Below are 15,730 nucleotides of genomic sequence, written 5' to 3'. Positions count from 1 at the left end.
CCGTGCGCCCGGTCGGCGCGCATTCGCCCACCGCAAGCGCCTTGCACGATGCGCGGACAGGGCCGCCATCACCTCTCGTACGCGGCCACGCCGTACGGGTCGTCGCAGCTCGGCGTACCGCAGGTCGCCGTCCACTCGCAGCGGAACGCCTGAAGGTCACCGCGCCGAAACGACCCCGTGATCGTCTGGCTCCGGGGGCGCGTGGGCGGCCCGTCGCAGCGTTGTGCAAGGTCCGTGCAAGCCGCTGACAGGTGCCCGCAGGCTCTTCGCGCACGGGCCTGGAGACAGTTTCGGCGTACAGCAATCGCATCGAAGCGCAACGCAACGGCAGCCGTCGCCAGGACGCGACCGGCTGGACTGCTGCACCAACGGAAGGGACACCGTGGCCATGTCATCGTCAGCGTCTGGTTCCCCGACCGGTGAGGGAGCGAGGAAGAACCGCACCTGGCACACCCTCTCCGGGCAGAAACATCTCCTCGCCGTCGCCCACACCGTCACCTACGCGAAACGCCTCCTTGAAGTCCTCAAGCTCGTCGAGACCGACTTCCGCATCCAGACCCACTTCACCGTCCCGCCGCATGTCTTCGGCGGCCAAGTACCCGCCTTCCTGGCCGAGTTGGGCATCGAGGTACTGCCCTGGGCCGAAGCCACCCGCCGACCGTTCGACCTGGCCCTCGCCGCGGGCCCCCGGGGCGTACACGAGGTACAGGCGCCGCTGGTCGCACTCCCGCACGGCGCCGCGTACGTGAAGCGGCTGACCGGGTACGGCCCCCACGAGGACGGCATCGCGGGGCTGCGGCGGCGGGACATCATGCCGGACGGGAGGACCCTGCCCGCCGCGCTCGTCGTGTCCCATGCGGCCGACCTGCACGAACTCGCGCAGAGCTGCCCCGAGGCGCTGCCGGTGGCACGAGTGGTGGGCGACCCCGTCTACGACCGGATCGCGGCGGCACTGCCCAGGCGCGCCGCCCACCGTGAGGCCCTCGGCCTGGACGAGGACCAGGAGTTGCTGGTGTTCGTGTCCACCTGGGGCCCGAACTCGTCGTTCGGCCGCATCGAGAACCTGCTGCCGCGGCTGGCCGCCGAACTGGACCCCACCCGCTTCCGTACGGCCGTGCTCCTCCACCCCAACGTCTATGCAGGGCACGGCCGTTGGCAGGTAGCGGGCTGGCTTTCCCTCAGCGCCCGACGGGGTACCGCCGTGGTTCCCCCGGAGGCGGACTGGCGCAGCGTCCTCATCGCGGCCGACTACGTACTGGGCGACCACGGATCGGTCACCACGTACGCGACCCTGACCAACGCGCCCATCCTGCTGGCGAGTTCGCCTCAGCAGGAGATCAACCCGGCGTCCCCTGCGGCGACTCTGGCACTGACGGCACCGACCCTCTCCCCCGGACATCCGCTGGAGGAGCAACTGGGGTTCGCCGCACGGGAGTACCGGCGCGAGGAGTACGCCGCCATCGCCTCCCGGATCACCTCCCACCCGGGCGAGTTCAACCGCCGCATGCGCGACGTCCTGTACGCCCAGCTCGGCCTCGGCCGCCCCGCCTACGAACCCGAGACCGTCCCCTTACCGCTCCCGCCCCGCCTCCCCGGCCCTCCCGGCCTGGACGGCCCGGGGGCGTGGGGACTGATGTCGGCATGAGCGGGGCGGAGTTCGTGACGGTGCGGCTGCTCGGGCGAGGGGTGAGCGGGGAGCGGCTTCGCGCGGCGGTCGCGGAGTTCAGCGAGTTCGGGGCTGATCGCGGGAGGAACGCCGTGGGGGCGCGGCTGGGTGGTGTCGCGGTCGTGGCTTCGGTGGGCGACGGTGGGCAGGGCGCCTCGGACGTCCACCTGGCCGTCGACGCCGAGCGCGGTCGGCGGTCGTTGCTCGCCTGCGCCGATGTGGTGTACGTCAGCGAGGTACGCCCAGCGGCTCAAGCGACCCTCACAGCAAGGGAGTTGAGCTACCGATATCAGGGATGCCTGGTCGCGGCGGCGCCCGGCGAGAACGGCTGGGCTGTGGTCGTACGCGAGCGACGGCGCGCGGACGGGTCGCGGAGGACCGTCGAGCGGCTGCTGCCGTACTCCTTGGCCGAGGCCGACCCCTCGGCGGCGTGGCGTGAGCGTCCCCATCCGTTGCTGCTGTCGTGCGTGCACGGGTGGCTGGTGGCGGGGAGTGGGGTGACGGGGCTCACGCCTGCGGTGACGTTGTCGGCGTAGTGGGGTGAGTGCGTCCCCTCACCCCCGAAACTCCTTGGGACACTCCGCCCCCGACTCCGGCAGATGCGCGTCCGCCCAATGCGTCAGTTCCGTGAGGGCGGGCTTGAGGGCCTGGCCCGCCTCGGTGAGGCGGTAGCTGACGCGGAGCGGGGGGCCCTCGTCGACCTCGCGGCTGACCAGGTGGGCGGCCGCGAGTTCGGAGAGGCGGTCGGAGAGCATGCGTTCGCTGATGCCGGGGATGGCGCGGCGGAGTTCCGCGAAGTGGCCGGGGCCGTTGATCAGCGCGGCGATGATCAGTCCCGTCCAGCGCTTGCCGAGGAGCTGGAAGACGCGTGTGATCCCGGCCTCGGGCGCCGTACACGCATTGTGCTGAGGCTCGTCGCTCACTGTCACCGTCGTCCTCCTCCGTCCCGTGCCCTGGTGTGGCTGTCTCTGTGTCTGTGCCCGCGCGTGCGTCTGTGGCCGTGTGGGTAGCCGTACCTGTCGCCGACGCTGCTGTCCCGCCCATCCTCCCGTACGACTGCCGCCGTACGACATGTCCAGGGTACCCACCTCTTCGTCAGGGGGTGCAAAAAAGTAAGTGACTCTGTTATATATAGCTACGTACGCGTTTCACGTACACCCGATACGGATGATCACCGCACGACGAAAAGAGGCTCGGCCATGGCCACGCTGCTGCACATCGACACCTCGCTGAACGGCGACAGGTCCTTCTCCCGTCAGGTCGCCGCCCAGTTCCGCCAGGCCTGGGAGGCCGAGCACCCGGACGGGCAGGTCGTCTACCGCGACCTGGACGCGAACCCGCTGCCCCACCTGCGCGCCGCCGAGTACTACGCGGGCCTCAGCGACCCGGCCGGGCACTCGCCCGAGGAGGAGGCGGCCTTCGCGCTGCGCCGTGAGCTGATCGAGGAGGCGGAGGGCGCGGACGCGCTGCTCATCGGTGCCCCTCTGTACAACTACTCGATCCCGTCGAGTCTCAAGTCCTGGATCGACCACGTCATCGCCTTCGGCCGCACGGTCGGCACCGAGGCGCCCACGCTCAAGGGCAAGCCCGCCGTCGTCGTCACCAGCCGTGGCGGTGGCTACGGGCCGGGCAGCCCGAACGAGGGCCGCGACTACCTGCAGCCGTACCTCGAGTGGATCCTGGGCGGAAGCCTGGGCCTGGACCTCGAGTTCATCGTGCCGGAACTGACGATGGCCCCGGTCAACCCCGCCATGGCCAGCCTGATCCCGCTGCACGAGACCTCGCTGAGCGCCGCTCACGAGGCCGCGGCCACCAAGGGCAAGGCGCTCGCGGGCCGTCTCGCGGCGTGACCTCCGGGCGGCGTGGAGGGGCGGGCGGCGCCAGGCCCGCCCTTCCGCCGAACCGCTGAAGCGAGTTACCCAACTCGTCTGCCCAAAGCGGCCGTTGCTTTCGCGCAACGCCGAAGGCCCCGCCGTAGCTGGCCACTTGGCACGCACGGCGAGGCCCTCTGCTTGAACTGGCCCTTCAGACTCTTCAGGTCGGCAGGACCCTCAGGCTCCTCAGACCCCGGCCATATTCACCTTCACCGGCTCGGTCCCCTGGTCGCTGTGCCGCTCGGCCCAGTTCTCCAGAGCTGTCCGGCACGCGTGGTCCAGGTGGTGCACCTGATCCAGGTGGAGTTCCACCGGACGGTCCTGCGGCAGAGCCTCCAACTGGTCCAGGATCTTGGGGAGTCGGAGGAAGGTGGCGTTGCCGGAGAGGTGCGCCTGTACCGGTCCGGCGCCCTTGTCGACGATCTCCAGACGGATGTGCGAGGCCTCCCAGGCCGTCTTGATCACCGCGAGGGCCAGGCCGATGAGGACGCCCTCGAACATGCTGATCGTGACGATCGAGACCGCGGTGGCGACCAGGACGACCGCCTCGCCCCGGTGCGAACGCCACAGCTCCACAAGCGCCTTGAGCGGAATGAGCTTGAACCCGGCGTGGATCAGGATGCCCGCGAGCGCGGCGATCGGGATGATGCCGAGCGCGGCGGGCAGCAGCGCGGCGAACAGCAGCAGCCATCCGCCGTGCATCACCCGCGACGCCTTGGTCTTCGCGCCCGCCTGCACGTTGGTGGCACTGCGCACGATGACCGCGGTCATCGGCAGCGCGCCGAGCACACCGCAGACGGTGTTGCCCGCGCCCTGGGCCATCAACTCCTTGTCGTAGTCGGTGCGTTGACCGTCGTGCAGACGGTCCACGGCCGCCGCGCTGAACAGGCTCTCCGCGGAGGCGATCAGCGTGAACGCGACGATCGTGCTGAGCATGCCGACCTCGGCGAGCCCGCCGAACTCGTCCATCGGGGGCGGCTGGATCGTGGAGAACAGCCCCTCGACGGTGACCTTGGCGACCGGCAGGTCGAAGGCGAGCGCCACGATGGTGGCCAGTGCCACCGCCGCCAGTGCGCCCGGCACCGTGGTGACCTTCTTCGGGAGCTTCTTCCACAGCACGAGTACGGCGATGGTGCCGATGCCCAGGAGCAGCGAGGCGCGGGCGGAGGAGGAGCCCGCGGCGTCGACGAACATCTCGGGCAGCCCGGTGATCTTGTCGATGCCGGACTCCGGCGCCTTGGTCTTCGCCATCGAGTAGAGCTGTCCGGCGATCAGGACGAGCCCGATACCGGCGAGCATGCCCTCGACCACGGCGACGGAGATCGCGCGGAACCAACGGCCCCAGCGCAGCGCCCCCATGCCGAGCTGGAGCAGCCCGGTGGCCAGCACGATGACGCCGAGCGCGGGCAGCCCGTGTTCCTGGACCGCTTCGTAGCAGAGCACGGTCAGACCGGCGGCGGGCCCGGACACCTGGAGGCTGCTGCCGGGCAGCATGCCGGTGACCAGGCCGCCGACGATGCCGGTGACGATGCCCAGTTCGGCGGGCACCCCGGAGGCCACCGCGACGCCCACGCACAGCGGCAGCGCGACGAGGAAGACGACGACGGAGGACGCGAAGTCCTCCTTGATATGACGGAAACTGAGAGAACTGGGGGTCAGATCACGGAAGTTCACGGGTACTCGCCCCTTCAGAGCGCTGCGAAGGAGTCGGTCTCGGACCGGTGCGTGAGCACGCCGCCCGTGTGCACCTCGTAGAACCAGGCGTGCAGGCTGATCCGCCCCTCCTCCAGCGCGGTCTGGACACAGGGGTACGAGCGCAGCCGCAGCAGCTGGGCGAGCACATGGTGCTGCACGGCGTCGGCGACGGCCGGGTCGTCCTGTTTCCCGTCGGGCGTGTCGGCGGCGTGCTGGAGCCAGTCGCGTACGGCGGGCACGGCGGTCAGGTCGTCACCGCGTACGAGCGCGCCGACGGCACCGCAGTGCGAGTGGCCGCAGACCACGATGTCCGTGACGCCGAGCACGGACACGGCGTACTCGATGGTCGCCGCCTCCGAGGTGGGGCCCGCGTCGTGCGGGGGAACGATGTTGCCCGCGGTGCGCAGCTCGAAGAGCTCGCCGGGGCCGGCGCCGGTGATCAGGGACGGGATGACCCGCGAGTCCGAGCATGTGATGAACAGGACCTGCGGGGACTGGCCTTCGGCGAGCCGGGCGAGTCCGGCCCCCGCGGCGTTGCGGGCGCCGAAGGCCCGCGCGTTGTCGATGAAAGGCTGCATGTCAGCTTCCTCCTGGGCGCGCCAGTGGCAGGCGCGTCGGATTGAACAGGGGGTGTCACTGGCAAAGCGGGCGACCAGCGGGATGGCCCACTGGGGTACGCGGGTGTGTGTGTACGCCGGACCGACCACGGTGTCGTTGAGTCCTGCCGCCCAAGCCCCGGCGACTGCCGGGATGCGTAACCAGGCGCTCCTGCCTGGGTGTTGGGACGGTTCGGGCGCGAGAGCCCGGCCGTTGTGAACCGGGCGCGCGGCCCGGTGTTCGAGAGGTGCGCGACGGCGACGGTGCCGGTCGGGTGAGCGATTACGGGTTACGGGTTACGGGTCACGGAGGGCGGTGGTCAAAGCATCACCACGGGTACTGGCCCGCGGTACTGATGACCCATCGGCACCGGCCGTGTGTGCTACCGGCCGTGTGCGCTGTGCGCTACCGCGCGGCCGCTGTCACCGCGTCCGCTCCGCCACCTCGGTCCCGCCGCGCGCGTACTGCCGCGTCCGTACGGGCCGTGCCTGCCGCTCCGTGTCCGCCGCCCGGACCACTCGGATCCGGCCAGGGCCGCGCGCACGGCCGCTCTAACAGCGGAACACTTGAAGGGCGGTGATGCAGGGGCGTTCGGGGTGCCGTGCGGCCGGGCGGGCCGCTTCGGCGTTCTGCGTGGACACGTACCGGAACCCGGGACCGCCGGTGCGCGGAACCGCGCCGGGGTCGTCGCTGCGCGAGCTCGCGACCGCACCCAGCGCGGCGATACGCGCGCCGGGAAGCTTCTCCGATTCCTTCTCCGGTGTACTGGGCCCGCTCGACGAGGTGGTCGACCGCTTGTGTGTCTCGTGGCCGAGGTGCGCACCGAAGGCCGTGGAGCCCGCGCCGAACGTCTGCAGGACGAAAGCCAGCACGGCGGCCACGACGAGAAGGACGCGGGTGTGCGGATTGCGCGCCACGGACTGCCTCCTTCTCGTCGACGGTTTGGGGTACGGGAACAGCACTGCCGGAAAGGCAGTGGTCCACGTATCGCTGTACTGCGAAGGTAACCCGCGTCATCGTCGGTTGTGTTAACGCCCAGTTGCACTCTAGTAGAGCCCGTGCAGGTAACAAGAAGGAAATAAGCCCAGGTCACACGGGGTGGCGGGAAAGCGTGCGTGTTCGGATGAATTCGGCCGGAAACGCTCCGCCAGGACAGTGAAAACCTGACAACCTCTTTATCTTTTTCACCACACGTGGCCCCGCGCGCGCCCTGTGTGTGACGTATGCGCCTCCCGCGTGCGCCCCCTATGTCGCCAATACCGCCCACACGGTTTTGCCGATCGTGCGGGATGTCACACCCCATTCCCGGGCGAGCGCCGCGACGAGCAGCAGTCCCCGCCCGGACTCCTGGAGTACGGCGGACGGAGCGGGGGTGGCGTCCGGCGGCGGGGAGGTGGCGAGGTCTGGTGGCGGTGGGGCGGCGGTGTCCGTCGGGACGGTGCGCTCGCCGCGCGTGTCGCTGACCTCGACGCGCAACTCGGCCCTGTCCAGGGCGACTCGCAGCGCGAAGTCCCGCCCCGGCACGCGCCCGTGGGTCGCGGCGTTCGCCGCCAGCTCGGCGACGACGAGGGCGGCGGCCTGGGACAGCTCGGAGGTCTCGGGAACGCCCCAGGCGTCGAGACGTTGTACGGTCAGCCGCCGCGCGAGCCGGGCGCCACGCGCCGTGGAACGGAAACGCTGCGTGAACTCGCGTGCGAACGTGGGGGTTTGGGCATCGACTGGCATGCGGCCACGGTGGCCTGCGACTTCGCACGGCACCACGGGCAGAACTCGTACGCTGCGTGTTTGTACGGGTGCGAAGGGTGGACAGTACGCATAACTCAGCGTAAGCATGGCCGCGTTGGCGCAACAGATGCACGAGCGACGGGAGAGACCCGTGACGTCCTCGGACGCAGCAGCCCAGTCCCCGGCCCAGTCCATGACTCAGTCCACGACCAGCGAACCGGAACCCTCGGAAGGACTCAAGAGTTTCGGCGAAGTCCTCAAGAGCTTCCGAAAACGGGCCGGTCTGACCCAGGAGGCCCTCGCCCCCAAGATCGGCTACTCGGCTCATTTTGTCGGGTCGGTCGAACAGGGCCGACGCTTCCCGCCCCGCCGCCTCGTGGACAACTGCGAGACCGAGCTGGACGCCTTCGGCACCTTAAAGGCGGCGGCCAAGCCGCTGACTCGGCGGAAGGGGTTGGCGTCTTGGTTCCGGGTGTGGGCGGATCACGAGCGGGAGGCAATCACGCTCTACACGTACGAATCCCGGCTCATCCCAGGGCTGTTGCAGACGGAGGCGTACGCGAGGGCGCTGTTCGCCGACCAACTGCCGCCGCTGAAGGACGAGGAGATCGATGCGCGGCTGGCGGCACGGGAGGAACGGCAACAACTCCTGTACGAGCGGCCGAACACGGCGTACAGCTTCATCCTGGAGGAGCACGTGCTGCTCCGCCGTACTGGAGGCGAGGAGGTCACCCGAGAACTCGTCGGCCACCTCATCGAACTCGCCGGGCGACGCAACATCGAGCTTCAGATCATGCCGGTGGTGCGGGAGCATCATGCGGGGCTGCATGGGCCCGTGCAGTTGCTTGAGACCGAGGACAACAGGTGGTTCGCGTATGCCGAGGGGCAGGAGAGCGGCCAGTTCATCTCGGACCCCAAAGTGGTCAGCGTGCTCCAGATGCGGTATGCCAGGATGCGTTCACAGGCTCTCTCGTTCGATGACTCCCTGAGCCTGTTGCGGCAGATGCGAGGAGCATGATGAGCAGCAGCAGCGAACTGGTGTGGTTCAAGAGCAGTTACAGCAGCAGCGGCAGCGGTGACTGCGTCGAGGTAGCCCTCTCCTGGCGCAAGTCCACCTACAGCAGCGGCGACGGCGACGACTGCGTAGAAGTAGCCACCTGCCCCACCCTCATCCACATCCGCGACTCCAAGCGCAAGCAGGGCCCGCGGCTCGCGGTGCACCCCGCCGCCTGGTCGGAGTTCGTGGAGTACGCGACCCAGGGCTGAACGACCGCCTCGCTACGTGGAGTTGAAGGGCCAGGTGCCCGTGCGATCGGCACGACCTGGCCCTTCAGCGTTGATGCCGCCCGCGCAATCGCCGACTGTAATTGACCCTTGACGCTGCGGAGTGGGTGGGTGAGAGTCGTGCACGCCGGTGCAATCCACCCGATGGCGGAGGCGATCATGAACCTGAAGTTCCTCGGCATCATCCCCAACACCCCGGCCGACAACTCCCCGACCATTTGGCTGGACGAGGAGACCGGGGACCTGTTGATCCAGTCGTACAGGGCGACAGAGCAAGAGGTGAAGGCTTGTCAGGAGATCGGTTCCATCCCCGGTCATTCCACCAACGTCCCTGATCACGAAACGATCATCAGGCTCCCCAAAGTGATGCTCCAGTACGTCCCTCGACCGGAAGGAGGCCACCAGCAGTGAAGAGCCCCGTACGTGAGGGTCTCGCCAAGGCTCGTAGCTCCGCCGTCCACTTGGAAATGCGCGACATCTACACCCCGGACGATCCGGAATTCGCCGCCTGGAAGGACGGACGCCGGTACACGCCGGACAGCCTGCCCGACTGGTGGACGTCGTGGCACGACGTAGTCAGCGAGACGGTTGGTCGCGGCGTGAGCATGCGTCGCGCCCGGATCGTTTCGGAGCCGGTGACCGACTACATCCGGTACGAGTACGACCTGACGTTCGCGAACATCAGAGCCGGCGAGCTTGTGCGCTGGCTGCCCCGCCGTAAGGCAGCGGACATTGCGCTACCAGGCACCGACCTGTGGATGTTTGACGATTCCACGGTGCTGTTCACGTACTTCTCCGGTGACGGAGCCGTGATTGAGCACGAATGGCGCACCGAACCGGCTGTCGTGGCTCTGGTCGGATCAGCGTTTGCAGCGGTCTGGGAACGGGCCACATCGCACGAGGAGTACAAGCCGGTCTGATCGGCCTCCGTGCCATGGCAACTTCGGAATCATCGAGCGTCCGCGCTGCCAGGCAAGTCCTCGCCGATCGCCTTCGGGAGATCTGCGAGGAAGCCGGGCTGGACGGAAAGCAACTGGCTCAGGCCTGCGGCTGGCACCCCTCGAAGGTGTCCCGGATCTCCACTGCCAAGACCTCGCCATCCCCCCAGGACGTCCGAGCCTGGTGCTCGGCGTGCGGCGTGGAAGACCAAGCGGACGATCTCATCGCGTCGCTCAAGGCCGTCGAAGGTATGTGGATTCAGTGGCGCCGCATGGAGCGCACCGGATTGCGACGCGCTCAAGAGTCTGTCCTGCCGCTCTTCGAGCGCACTCAACGGTTCCGCTCGTACTCCTCGTGGCTCATCCCGGGGCTGATCCAAACTTACGGCTACACGGAGAATGTGCTTCGCACGGTTCAGCGGCGACGAGTTGAGATTGACGACGTAGCCGACGCCGTAGCCGTACGGATGGAGCGCCAGCGTGTGATGTACGAAGGAAACCGCCGCTTCGCGTTCCTGGTTGAGGAATCAGTTCTGCAAAACGGACTTGGTGACACGGACACCCAGCTTGAGCAGCTTGAGCACTTGCTCAGAGTGAGTTCACTGCCCAACGTCAGTTTGGGCGTGCTGCCGATGAGGCTCGGGCGTACCCGGATGCCAGTGGAAGGCTTCTGGATCTACGACTCTGCGCGGGTCAACGTGGAGCTGGTTTCCGGCTATCTGACGATCACGCAGCCCAGCGAAATCAAGATGTACGCAGACGCGTTCGCCGACCTGGCCGAGAACGCGGCATACGGCGCGAAGGCCAGGGCCCTCATCGCGGACGCGATGAACGCCCTCGGGTGATCGTTCTGCAATCACGTGCAATCGGCTGGGAGTTGAGCACAAGCCTTCCCTAGCTTGGACGTCATCCCCGATGTCGCAAGGGACGGCCCCATGACGAACCCTCTGACCTATCCCGAAAATCCGGTTGAGCTACCCATGCCGAGGGCGGACCCGGACCCCGTTCCGGGGTGCGAGGTGTGCAGCGCCCTCGTCGAAGAGCGGGCAGAGGCCCGTAGTGCCGGTAACGGATCGAAGGTGACAGACCTCAACATCGAACTCCGCAATCACGCGGGGCACCGAGGGAGGTCACGGCGTGGATAGACCGGCGGCGCCCGTCGAGGACTACACGGCCGCCCAGCAGCTTGCCGACTCGATGGCGCACAAGTTGCGCGAAATCATGGGGGAGTTGGGCGTGGCCCCGAACGAGATCTGCCAGATCAGGGGACTCGTCAGCGCCTCGGGAACGCCCTACGTGCGCATCGGTGAGTTCCGCATCGGTTCGACGATGCAGTTGATCGCCGGCCTGTCGTCCCCTGAAAAGGCTCATGCGGTCGCCGGGTCGCCCGCGAGCCCCGTTGTTCCCGCTGAGAGCTTCGGCTGACACCGACTCCCCGCCGCTCATGCCCGCGCCTCGGTCAGGCAGTGGCGGGGCCAGGTCCGAGGCCCTGACATCTCCATTCCATCGGGCATGCCGGGACCTCGGGCCACCCAAGGATCGGAACTCCTCCGGTCCGTCGAAGAAGGGAGACCAGTACGTGACTCTTCAAGAAGCCCTCCGAGTCCCGGCGGCGTTCGGCAACGGCCCCGGCCGCCGAGGCGGCGACGGCGACGACACGGACATCGAAGACGGAGACGGCAAGGGTGGCTCCGGCTCGCCCGGCCACGGCGGCTGAGCCGCGCCGTTCCGTGACTGCCTGATCCGCACAACGCACGGCGCCCCCGATGATGGCGGGGGCGCCGTGCCGCAGAACGGTACATCGGAGGCAACGGCCGTGCATCTTCTGGTGGTGGACTGGGACTATTTCTTCCCGACTCCCGACGCCGGTGGCCCGCCAGGAGACCATCCGGAGCTGTACGGGTGGCCGGTCGCCGGGGAGGACGAGTTCCACACCGAGGTGATCTGGGAGAAGCGGGCCACAGGCTTCACCGAGGCGGCGGCCGAACTCCCCGGCGTCCAGGGCACCGAGGGTTTCTGGGACCGGTTCACCTTCACCGACCGGTCCGTCCTTGTGTTTGCCGACAGCAACGCATGGGCGGGCCAGCTCTGGCCCAGCATCCTGGGCGGTGACGGTGCCTGGCAGTCGGTACACCTGTACGACGCCCATCACGATGCCGGATACCGCGTCAACCACGAGTCGTTCGAGGCGTGGAAGCAGTCCGGCGACGGCATCCGCTGCGAGAACTGGATGCTCGCCCACCACTGGGGCGGCGCCGAGCTGCACGTACGGTTCCCGCCCTGGCGGCAGAGCCTTGAGCACCCCACCGAGCATCCGCTCGTGCCGGTCACCATGAGGATCGACGACGGCACCAATCCGGGGCCTGCCTTCGACCTCGTCTTCGTCTGCCGCTCGGGCGCCTGGGTCCCGCCATGGTGCGACGCCGACTTCTCCGCCTTCCTGGAGGCCGCCCCCATCCCGCGCGCTGTGCACCCACAGAACAAGTGGGTGCACCCGCGCCCCGACCCGCTCCGGATGGCCGACCTCAAACGGGACTTGTACCGCCGTGCACGCGCTGTTGCGGACGGCTGATCCTCTTTCCTGGACGACGAGACCGGGCAACTACCTGCTGCAAGGCTGGAGAGTGCTGGACCAAGATCGGATGCCTCACATGCACGCCCCGGGGCACGAGACCGTGATCGAGTTCCCCCGCCGAATGATGCAGTTCTTTCCGGAGGTGAAGGGTGACGCAGCCGACGCTCCTTGATCGACTGCGGAGTTGCGAGCGCTCTGCGTGGCACCTGGAGATGAGGGACGGCTACATGCGTTCCGATCCGCGTTTCGAGGCGTGGCAGAACGGAGTCCGTGATGCTCCGGATGCCAGCGACCCGCAGCTCCGCCCTTGGCTCTCCCTTGTGCGTGAACTGGTGGGCAGAGGAGTGGAGATCCAGCGAGCACGGATTGTGTCCGAGCCGCTGAGCGACTACATCCAGTTCGAGCACCACCTGACACTCCCCACGGTGGAAGCCGGAGAGCAAGTCCGTTGGCTGCCGCGCCGGTTGGCTTCGGCTCTGGCGCTCCCGGGGAACGACTTCTGGCTCCTGGACGACAAGGTGGTCGTCTTCCACCACTTCGCCGGGGACGGTGAACTGGCGCCCGATGACGAAGAGGTCACCGCCGCCCCTGAGGTGGCGAGATTGTGCCGCGACGCCTTCACCGCTGTCTGGAAGCTGGCGGTGCCTCATGCGGACTACCAGCCTGTACGAGGGTGATCAGGGCTCCGAAGCTTGTCGTCCTCTTCTTTCACCGTCACCGAGTGGGTTGTTCACGAGAACGGTTCTGGCTCCCTTTCCGTGACGCGGTCACGATTAGTGATCAGCGGGTGCTTCGAGCGCCTGGAGAATCTGTTGTACTTCCCGGCGCCACTGGACGGCGTCGGCACTGTCCACCCAGCCCGTCGCCATTTCTGAGCCGTCCTGGAGTATCCGGTCCAGTGCGAGCCTGGCCGACGCGCGGAGCGATGCCGGTAGTTCGGACAGCGGTTCCCTCGGACCGTCATCGGGGTTGATCAGGATGGGGCTGTTCGGGATGGTGCTGGCGAGGAGAGCGCCGGCTGCGACGGCTTCGGCGCCGTCTCCGCCGCCGACGCGTGTTCCCGAGCTCGTGACTCTCTGGAATGCCCGCTCGAGCACGTCGATGACCTGCTGGTGGGTGAGTCCCTCAAGTGCGTCGACGAAGTCTGCGGCGAGGTCGCTGTCGAACGGGCCGGTCCCCCACGTTCCCATGCATGGCTCCTGGTGTGGCTGTCTCGGATGAAGGCAGGATTCCAGGAGCCACTGACTTCGGTCATGGGGCGGGGCCGGCCCTTCAGCGTTCGTTGCGCCCGAAGGACCGTCGATACGCAGCAGGCGTCGTATGCACCAAGGCGTGGAAGCGCCTGCGGAGGTTGGTGGCCGACGACAGGCCGACGCGGTCCGCGATCACTTCGATGGGGAGGTTGGTCTCCTCGAGGAGGGCGCGGGCCGCCGTGACGCGCTGCTGGAGTAGCCAGCGGCCGGGGCTGACGCCGAGTTGGTCGCCGAATCTGCGGGCGAGGGTGCGGGTCGAGACGTTGGCCCGCGCGGCGAGGTCGTCGAGGGTGAGGGGCTGGTGCAGTCGTTCGGTGGCCCAGTCGAGGAGTGGGGCCAGCGATTGTTCGTGGCGGTCGGTGAAGTCGGCGGTGCGGTACTGGAGTTGGCCGCCCTCACGGTGCGGCGGCATCACCATGTGCCGGGCGATGTGTGCGGCGTAGGCGGCGCCGTGGTCGGAGCGGGCCAGATGGAGGCACAGGTCGATGCCCGCCGCCGTGCCCGCACTGGTGGCGACGTCGCCCAGGTCGATGTAGAGCGTGTCGGGCTCTACCTCCAACTCCGGGTAAGAGGAAGCCAGTTCAGCGGCGAGTCGCCAGTGCGTGGTCGCCCTGCGGTGCGCAAGCAGTCCCGCCTCGGCGAGCAGGAAAGTGCCCGAGCAGATCGAGACGACACGTGCGCCTCGGCCGTGCGCGCGCCGCAGCGCGTCGAGTACGGCGGGTGGGGCGGGCTCCGTACGGTCGTGCCAGCCGGGGACGAGCACGGTGTCCGCCGCGTCGAGTGCCGCGAGGTCGGCCTCAACGAGCATGTCGTACCCCGCCAGGGTCGGTACGGGACCTGGACGTTCGGTGCATACGGCGAACTCGTAGCCACTGCGCAGTCCCGGGCGGCGCAGGCCGAAGACCTCGGCGGCGGACGCCAGCTCGAAGGTGGACTGCCGGGGCAGGACCAGCGCCGTAACCCGATGAACGCTCATGGCAGGAAAGTACCTCTCCATGTCGATCCGGTCACTGGGCGAGGTGCCTGCCCGGGGCGAGGATCGGAGCATGACGCACTCATCAAACGGCGTCCCGTGCATGCGCGTTGATACGGCCTCCCGTTCTCGCGCGTTGACGAGGACGGCCCGGCCGTGATCACCAGAGTGAGCGAGGCGCGCGTACGCCCTGAACGCTTCGAGGCGTTCCGCGACTACATCGTCTCGGCGGTCCGCGAATTCCCGGCCCGTTACCCGGGGTTGCTGTCCCACGAGGTACTGCTTTCGCCGCCCGCGTCCCTGCTGTACGTCAGTCGCTGGCGCGGCGAGAAGGACCTGGCCGACTACGCGGGCGAGGACTGGCGTGACCAGCCCGTGGTCCTGCCGGGGGAGGACGAGTACCTCACCGCACCGCTGCGGGTCCGGCACTTCACCGCCACCTCACTGTCCGACTCGTTCTCCGACTCGTTCTCCGGCTCATTGCCCGACTGAGCGAGCCGACTTCGGTCCTCGGTCGCGGGGGCGGGCGCTACGCGATGCGTCGTTCGGCGCGTAACTCGGCCCCGACACACAACAGTTGGCGGATGAACCTCGGCGCGCAGGCGGCCAGGATCGTCGTCATGGAACCCGAACTCGAACCGTTCCCGCCTTGAGACGACCCGCTCCCCGCACCCGCACCAACCACACACCACCAGAAGAACTCCGCAGAACGAATGGACGTCCCGCCATGACCGCTGAACCGATCGACCTCTTCTCCTCCTTCATCCACCTCGACCACGAGGGTCAAATACGCGCAGAGCAGCCGGTGTTCAACTCCGAGCGGGACGGCTGGCAGTTGATGACCTTCCATGTGGAGACCGACGCCGACGTGCACGGCGACCACTGGGAAGTCCACAACGCGGCGGACGAACTCGTGTCCTGCCTCACCGGCGGCGTGCGTCTCTACTTCCGCCCGGAGCAGCCGGGAGAGAAGGAGGAGGAGGTCAGCCTGTCGGCCGGAACGGCGGTCATCGTCCCGCGCGGGCGCTGGCACCGCATCGCACTGGACGGCCCCAGCGACATCATGTCCCTCACGCTGCCGCGCGGCAGCCGCCTGGAGAAGCGCACCGACGCCTGAGGGCTACCAGGCGTTGATGAGGAGCGGTGCGGT

General features: G+C 68.2%; 21 protein-coding genes. 14 read left to right on the top strand and 7 right to left on the bottom strand.

Annotated features, from left to right (window positions below):
- Positions 1-388: 388 nt before the first annotated feature.
- Together HUT18_RS15555 and HUT18_RS15550 are read left to right on the top strand one after the other, a co-directional pair.
- Positions 389-1,645 (top strand): hypothetical protein, encoded by a 1,257-nt coding sequence (locus HUT18_RS15555; protein WP_176101248.1) that lies wholly within the window; start codon positions 389-391, stop codon positions 1,643-1,645.
- A complete protein-coding gene (locus tag HUT18_RS15550) occupies positions 1,642-2,202 on the top strand; it encodes a hypothetical protein (protein ID WP_176101247.1) in 561 nt (186 codons plus the stop codon). Before HUT18_RS15555 ends, HUT18_RS15550 begins: the two co-directional genes overlap by 4 nt.
- Before the next feature lie 18 nt (positions 2,203-2,220).
- Here HUT18_RS15550 and HUT18_RS15545 read toward each other — a convergent pair whose 3' ends face one another.
- A complete protein-coding gene (locus HUT18_RS15545; RefSeq protein WP_254878624.1) occupies positions 2,221-2,595 on the bottom strand; it encodes a helix-turn-helix domain-containing protein in 375 nt (124 codons plus the stop codon).
- Positions 2,596-2,865: 270 nt separating this feature from the next.
- Here HUT18_RS15545 and HUT18_RS15540 point away from each other — a divergent pair, with 270 nt between their 5' ends.
- Positions 2,866-3,516 carry an FMN-dependent NADH-azoreductase gene (locus HUT18_RS15540; protein WP_176101246.1) on the top strand — a complete coding sequence of 217 codons (651 nt, stop codon included), beginning with the start codon at positions 2,866-2,868 and terminating at the stop codon, positions 3,514-3,516.
- A gap of 210 nt (positions 3,517-3,726) precedes the next feature.
- Here HUT18_RS15540 and HUT18_RS15535 read toward each other — a convergent pair whose 3' ends face one another.
- The 4 genes from HUT18_RS15535 to HUT18_RS15520 all read right to left on the bottom strand — a co-directional run bounded on the left by HUT18_RS15535 (position 3,727) and on the right by HUT18_RS15520 (position 7,557).
- Positions 3,727-5,214 carry a SulP family inorganic anion transporter gene (locus tag HUT18_RS15535; RefSeq protein ID WP_254878623.1) on the bottom strand — a complete coding sequence of 496 codons (1,488 nt, stop codon included), beginning with the start codon at positions 5,212-5,214 and terminating at the stop codon, positions 3,727-3,729.
- 14 nt (positions 5,215-5,228) lie between these two features.
- Entirely contained in the window at positions 5,229-5,813 is a 585-nt protein-coding gene (locus HUT18_RS15530) for a carbonic anhydrase (protein ID WP_176101245.1), read from the bottom strand.
- A gap of 570 nt (positions 5,814-6,383) precedes the next feature.
- The gene (locus HUT18_RS15525) at positions 6,384-6,749 is read right to left on the bottom strand and encodes a hypothetical protein (protein ID WP_176101244.1); all 366 of its coding nucleotides are present in this window, start codon (positions 6,747-6,749) and stop codon (positions 6,384-6,386) included.
- Positions 6,750-7,077: 328 nt separating this feature from the next.
- Positions 7,078-7,557, bottom strand: coding sequence for an ATP-binding protein (locus HUT18_RS15520; protein ID WP_176101243.1), 480 nt, complete (start codon positions 7,555-7,557; stop codon positions 7,078-7,080).
- A gap of 193 nt (positions 7,558-7,750) precedes the next feature.
- Here HUT18_RS15520 and HUT18_RS15515 point away from each other — a divergent pair, with 193 nt between their 5' ends.
- The 9 genes from HUT18_RS15515 to HUT18_RS15475 all read left to right on the top strand — a co-directional run bounded on the left by HUT18_RS15515 (position 7,751) and on the right by HUT18_RS15475 (position 13,031).
- On the top strand, positions 7,751-8,575 hold the full coding sequence (locus tag HUT18_RS15515) for a helix-turn-helix transcriptional regulator (protein WP_176104561.1): 825 nt from the start codon (positions 7,751-7,753) through the stop codon (positions 8,573-8,575).
- Complete coding sequence (locus HUT18_RS15510) at positions 8,575-8,823, top strand: DUF397 domain-containing protein (protein WP_176101242.1); 249 nt, start codon at positions 8,575-8,577, stop codon at positions 8,821-8,823. Before HUT18_RS15515 ends, HUT18_RS15510 begins: the two co-directional genes overlap by 1 nt.
- Before the next feature lie 177 nt (positions 8,824-9,000).
- Positions 9,001-9,252 carry a hypothetical protein gene (locus HUT18_RS15505; RefSeq protein ID WP_176104560.1) on the top strand — a complete coding sequence of 84 codons (252 nt, stop codon included), beginning with the start codon at positions 9,001-9,003 and terminating at the stop codon, positions 9,250-9,252.
- Complete coding sequence (locus HUT18_RS15500) at positions 9,249-9,761, top strand: DUF6879 family protein (RefSeq protein WP_176101241.1); 513 nt, start codon at positions 9,249-9,251, stop codon at positions 9,759-9,761. The genes HUT18_RS15505 and HUT18_RS15500 overlap by 4 nt, the downstream gene beginning before the upstream one ends.
- A 14-nt stretch (positions 9,762-9,775) precedes the next feature.
- Positions 9,776-10,624 carry a helix-turn-helix transcriptional regulator gene (locus HUT18_RS15495; protein ID WP_176101240.1) on the top strand — a complete coding sequence of 283 codons (849 nt, stop codon included), beginning with the start codon at positions 9,776-9,778 and terminating at the stop codon, positions 10,622-10,624.
- A gap of 292 nt (positions 10,625-10,916) precedes the next feature.
- A complete protein-coding gene (locus HUT18_RS15490) occupies positions 10,917-11,204 on the top strand; it encodes a hypothetical protein (RefSeq protein WP_176101239.1) in 288 nt (95 codons plus the stop codon).
- A gap of 154 nt (positions 11,205-11,358) precedes the next feature.
- On the top strand, positions 11,359-11,496 hold the full coding sequence (locus HUT18_RS15485) for a hypothetical protein (RefSeq protein WP_176101238.1): 138 nt from the start codon (positions 11,359-11,361) through the stop codon (positions 11,494-11,496).
- 99 nt (positions 11,497-11,595) lie between these two features.
- Positions 11,596-12,351 (top strand): hypothetical protein, encoded by a 756-nt coding sequence (locus tag HUT18_RS15480; RefSeq protein ID WP_176101237.1) that lies wholly within the window; start codon positions 11,596-11,598, stop codon positions 12,349-12,351.
- Positions 12,352-12,503: 152 nt separating this feature from the next.
- A complete protein-coding gene (locus HUT18_RS15475) occupies positions 12,504-13,031 on the top strand; it encodes a DUF6879 family protein (RefSeq protein WP_176101236.1) in 528 nt (175 codons plus the stop codon).
- 96 nt (positions 13,032-13,127) lie between these two features.
- Here the strand turns inward: HUT18_RS15475 and HUT18_RS15470 are convergent, their stop codons facing one another.
- Complete coding sequence (locus HUT18_RS15470) at positions 13,128-13,544, bottom strand: DUF4259 domain-containing protein (RefSeq protein WP_176101235.1); 417 nt, start codon at positions 13,542-13,544, stop codon at positions 13,128-13,130.
- Between the two features lie 82 nt (positions 13,545-13,626).
- Complete coding sequence (locus HUT18_RS15465) at positions 13,627-14,583, bottom strand: helix-turn-helix domain-containing protein (protein WP_176101234.1); 957 nt, start codon at positions 14,581-14,583, stop codon at positions 13,627-13,629.
- A gap of 153 nt (positions 14,584-14,736) precedes the next feature.
- Here HUT18_RS15465 and HUT18_RS15460 point away from each other — a divergent pair, with 153 nt between their 5' ends.
- Positions 14,737-15,072 carry an antibiotic biosynthesis monooxygenase gene (locus HUT18_RS15460; protein WP_176101233.1) on the top strand — a complete coding sequence of 112 codons (336 nt, stop codon included), beginning with the start codon at positions 14,737-14,739 and terminating at the stop codon, positions 15,070-15,072.
- 235 nt (positions 15,073-15,307) lie between these two features.
- Complete coding sequence (locus HUT18_RS15455; protein ID WP_176101232.1) at positions 15,308-15,697, top strand: cupin domain-containing protein; 390 nt, start codon at positions 15,308-15,310, stop codon at positions 15,695-15,697.
- Positions 15,698-15,730 lie beyond the last annotated feature (33 nt).

The sequence above is a fragment of the Streptomyces sp. NA04227 genome (assembly GCF_013364195.1).
GTDB lineage: Bacteria > Actinomycetota > Actinomycetes > Streptomycetales > Streptomycetaceae > Streptomyces.
Note: the sequence above shows the minus strand (reverse complement) of the source record. Positions and strands in the feature narration are given on the sequence as shown.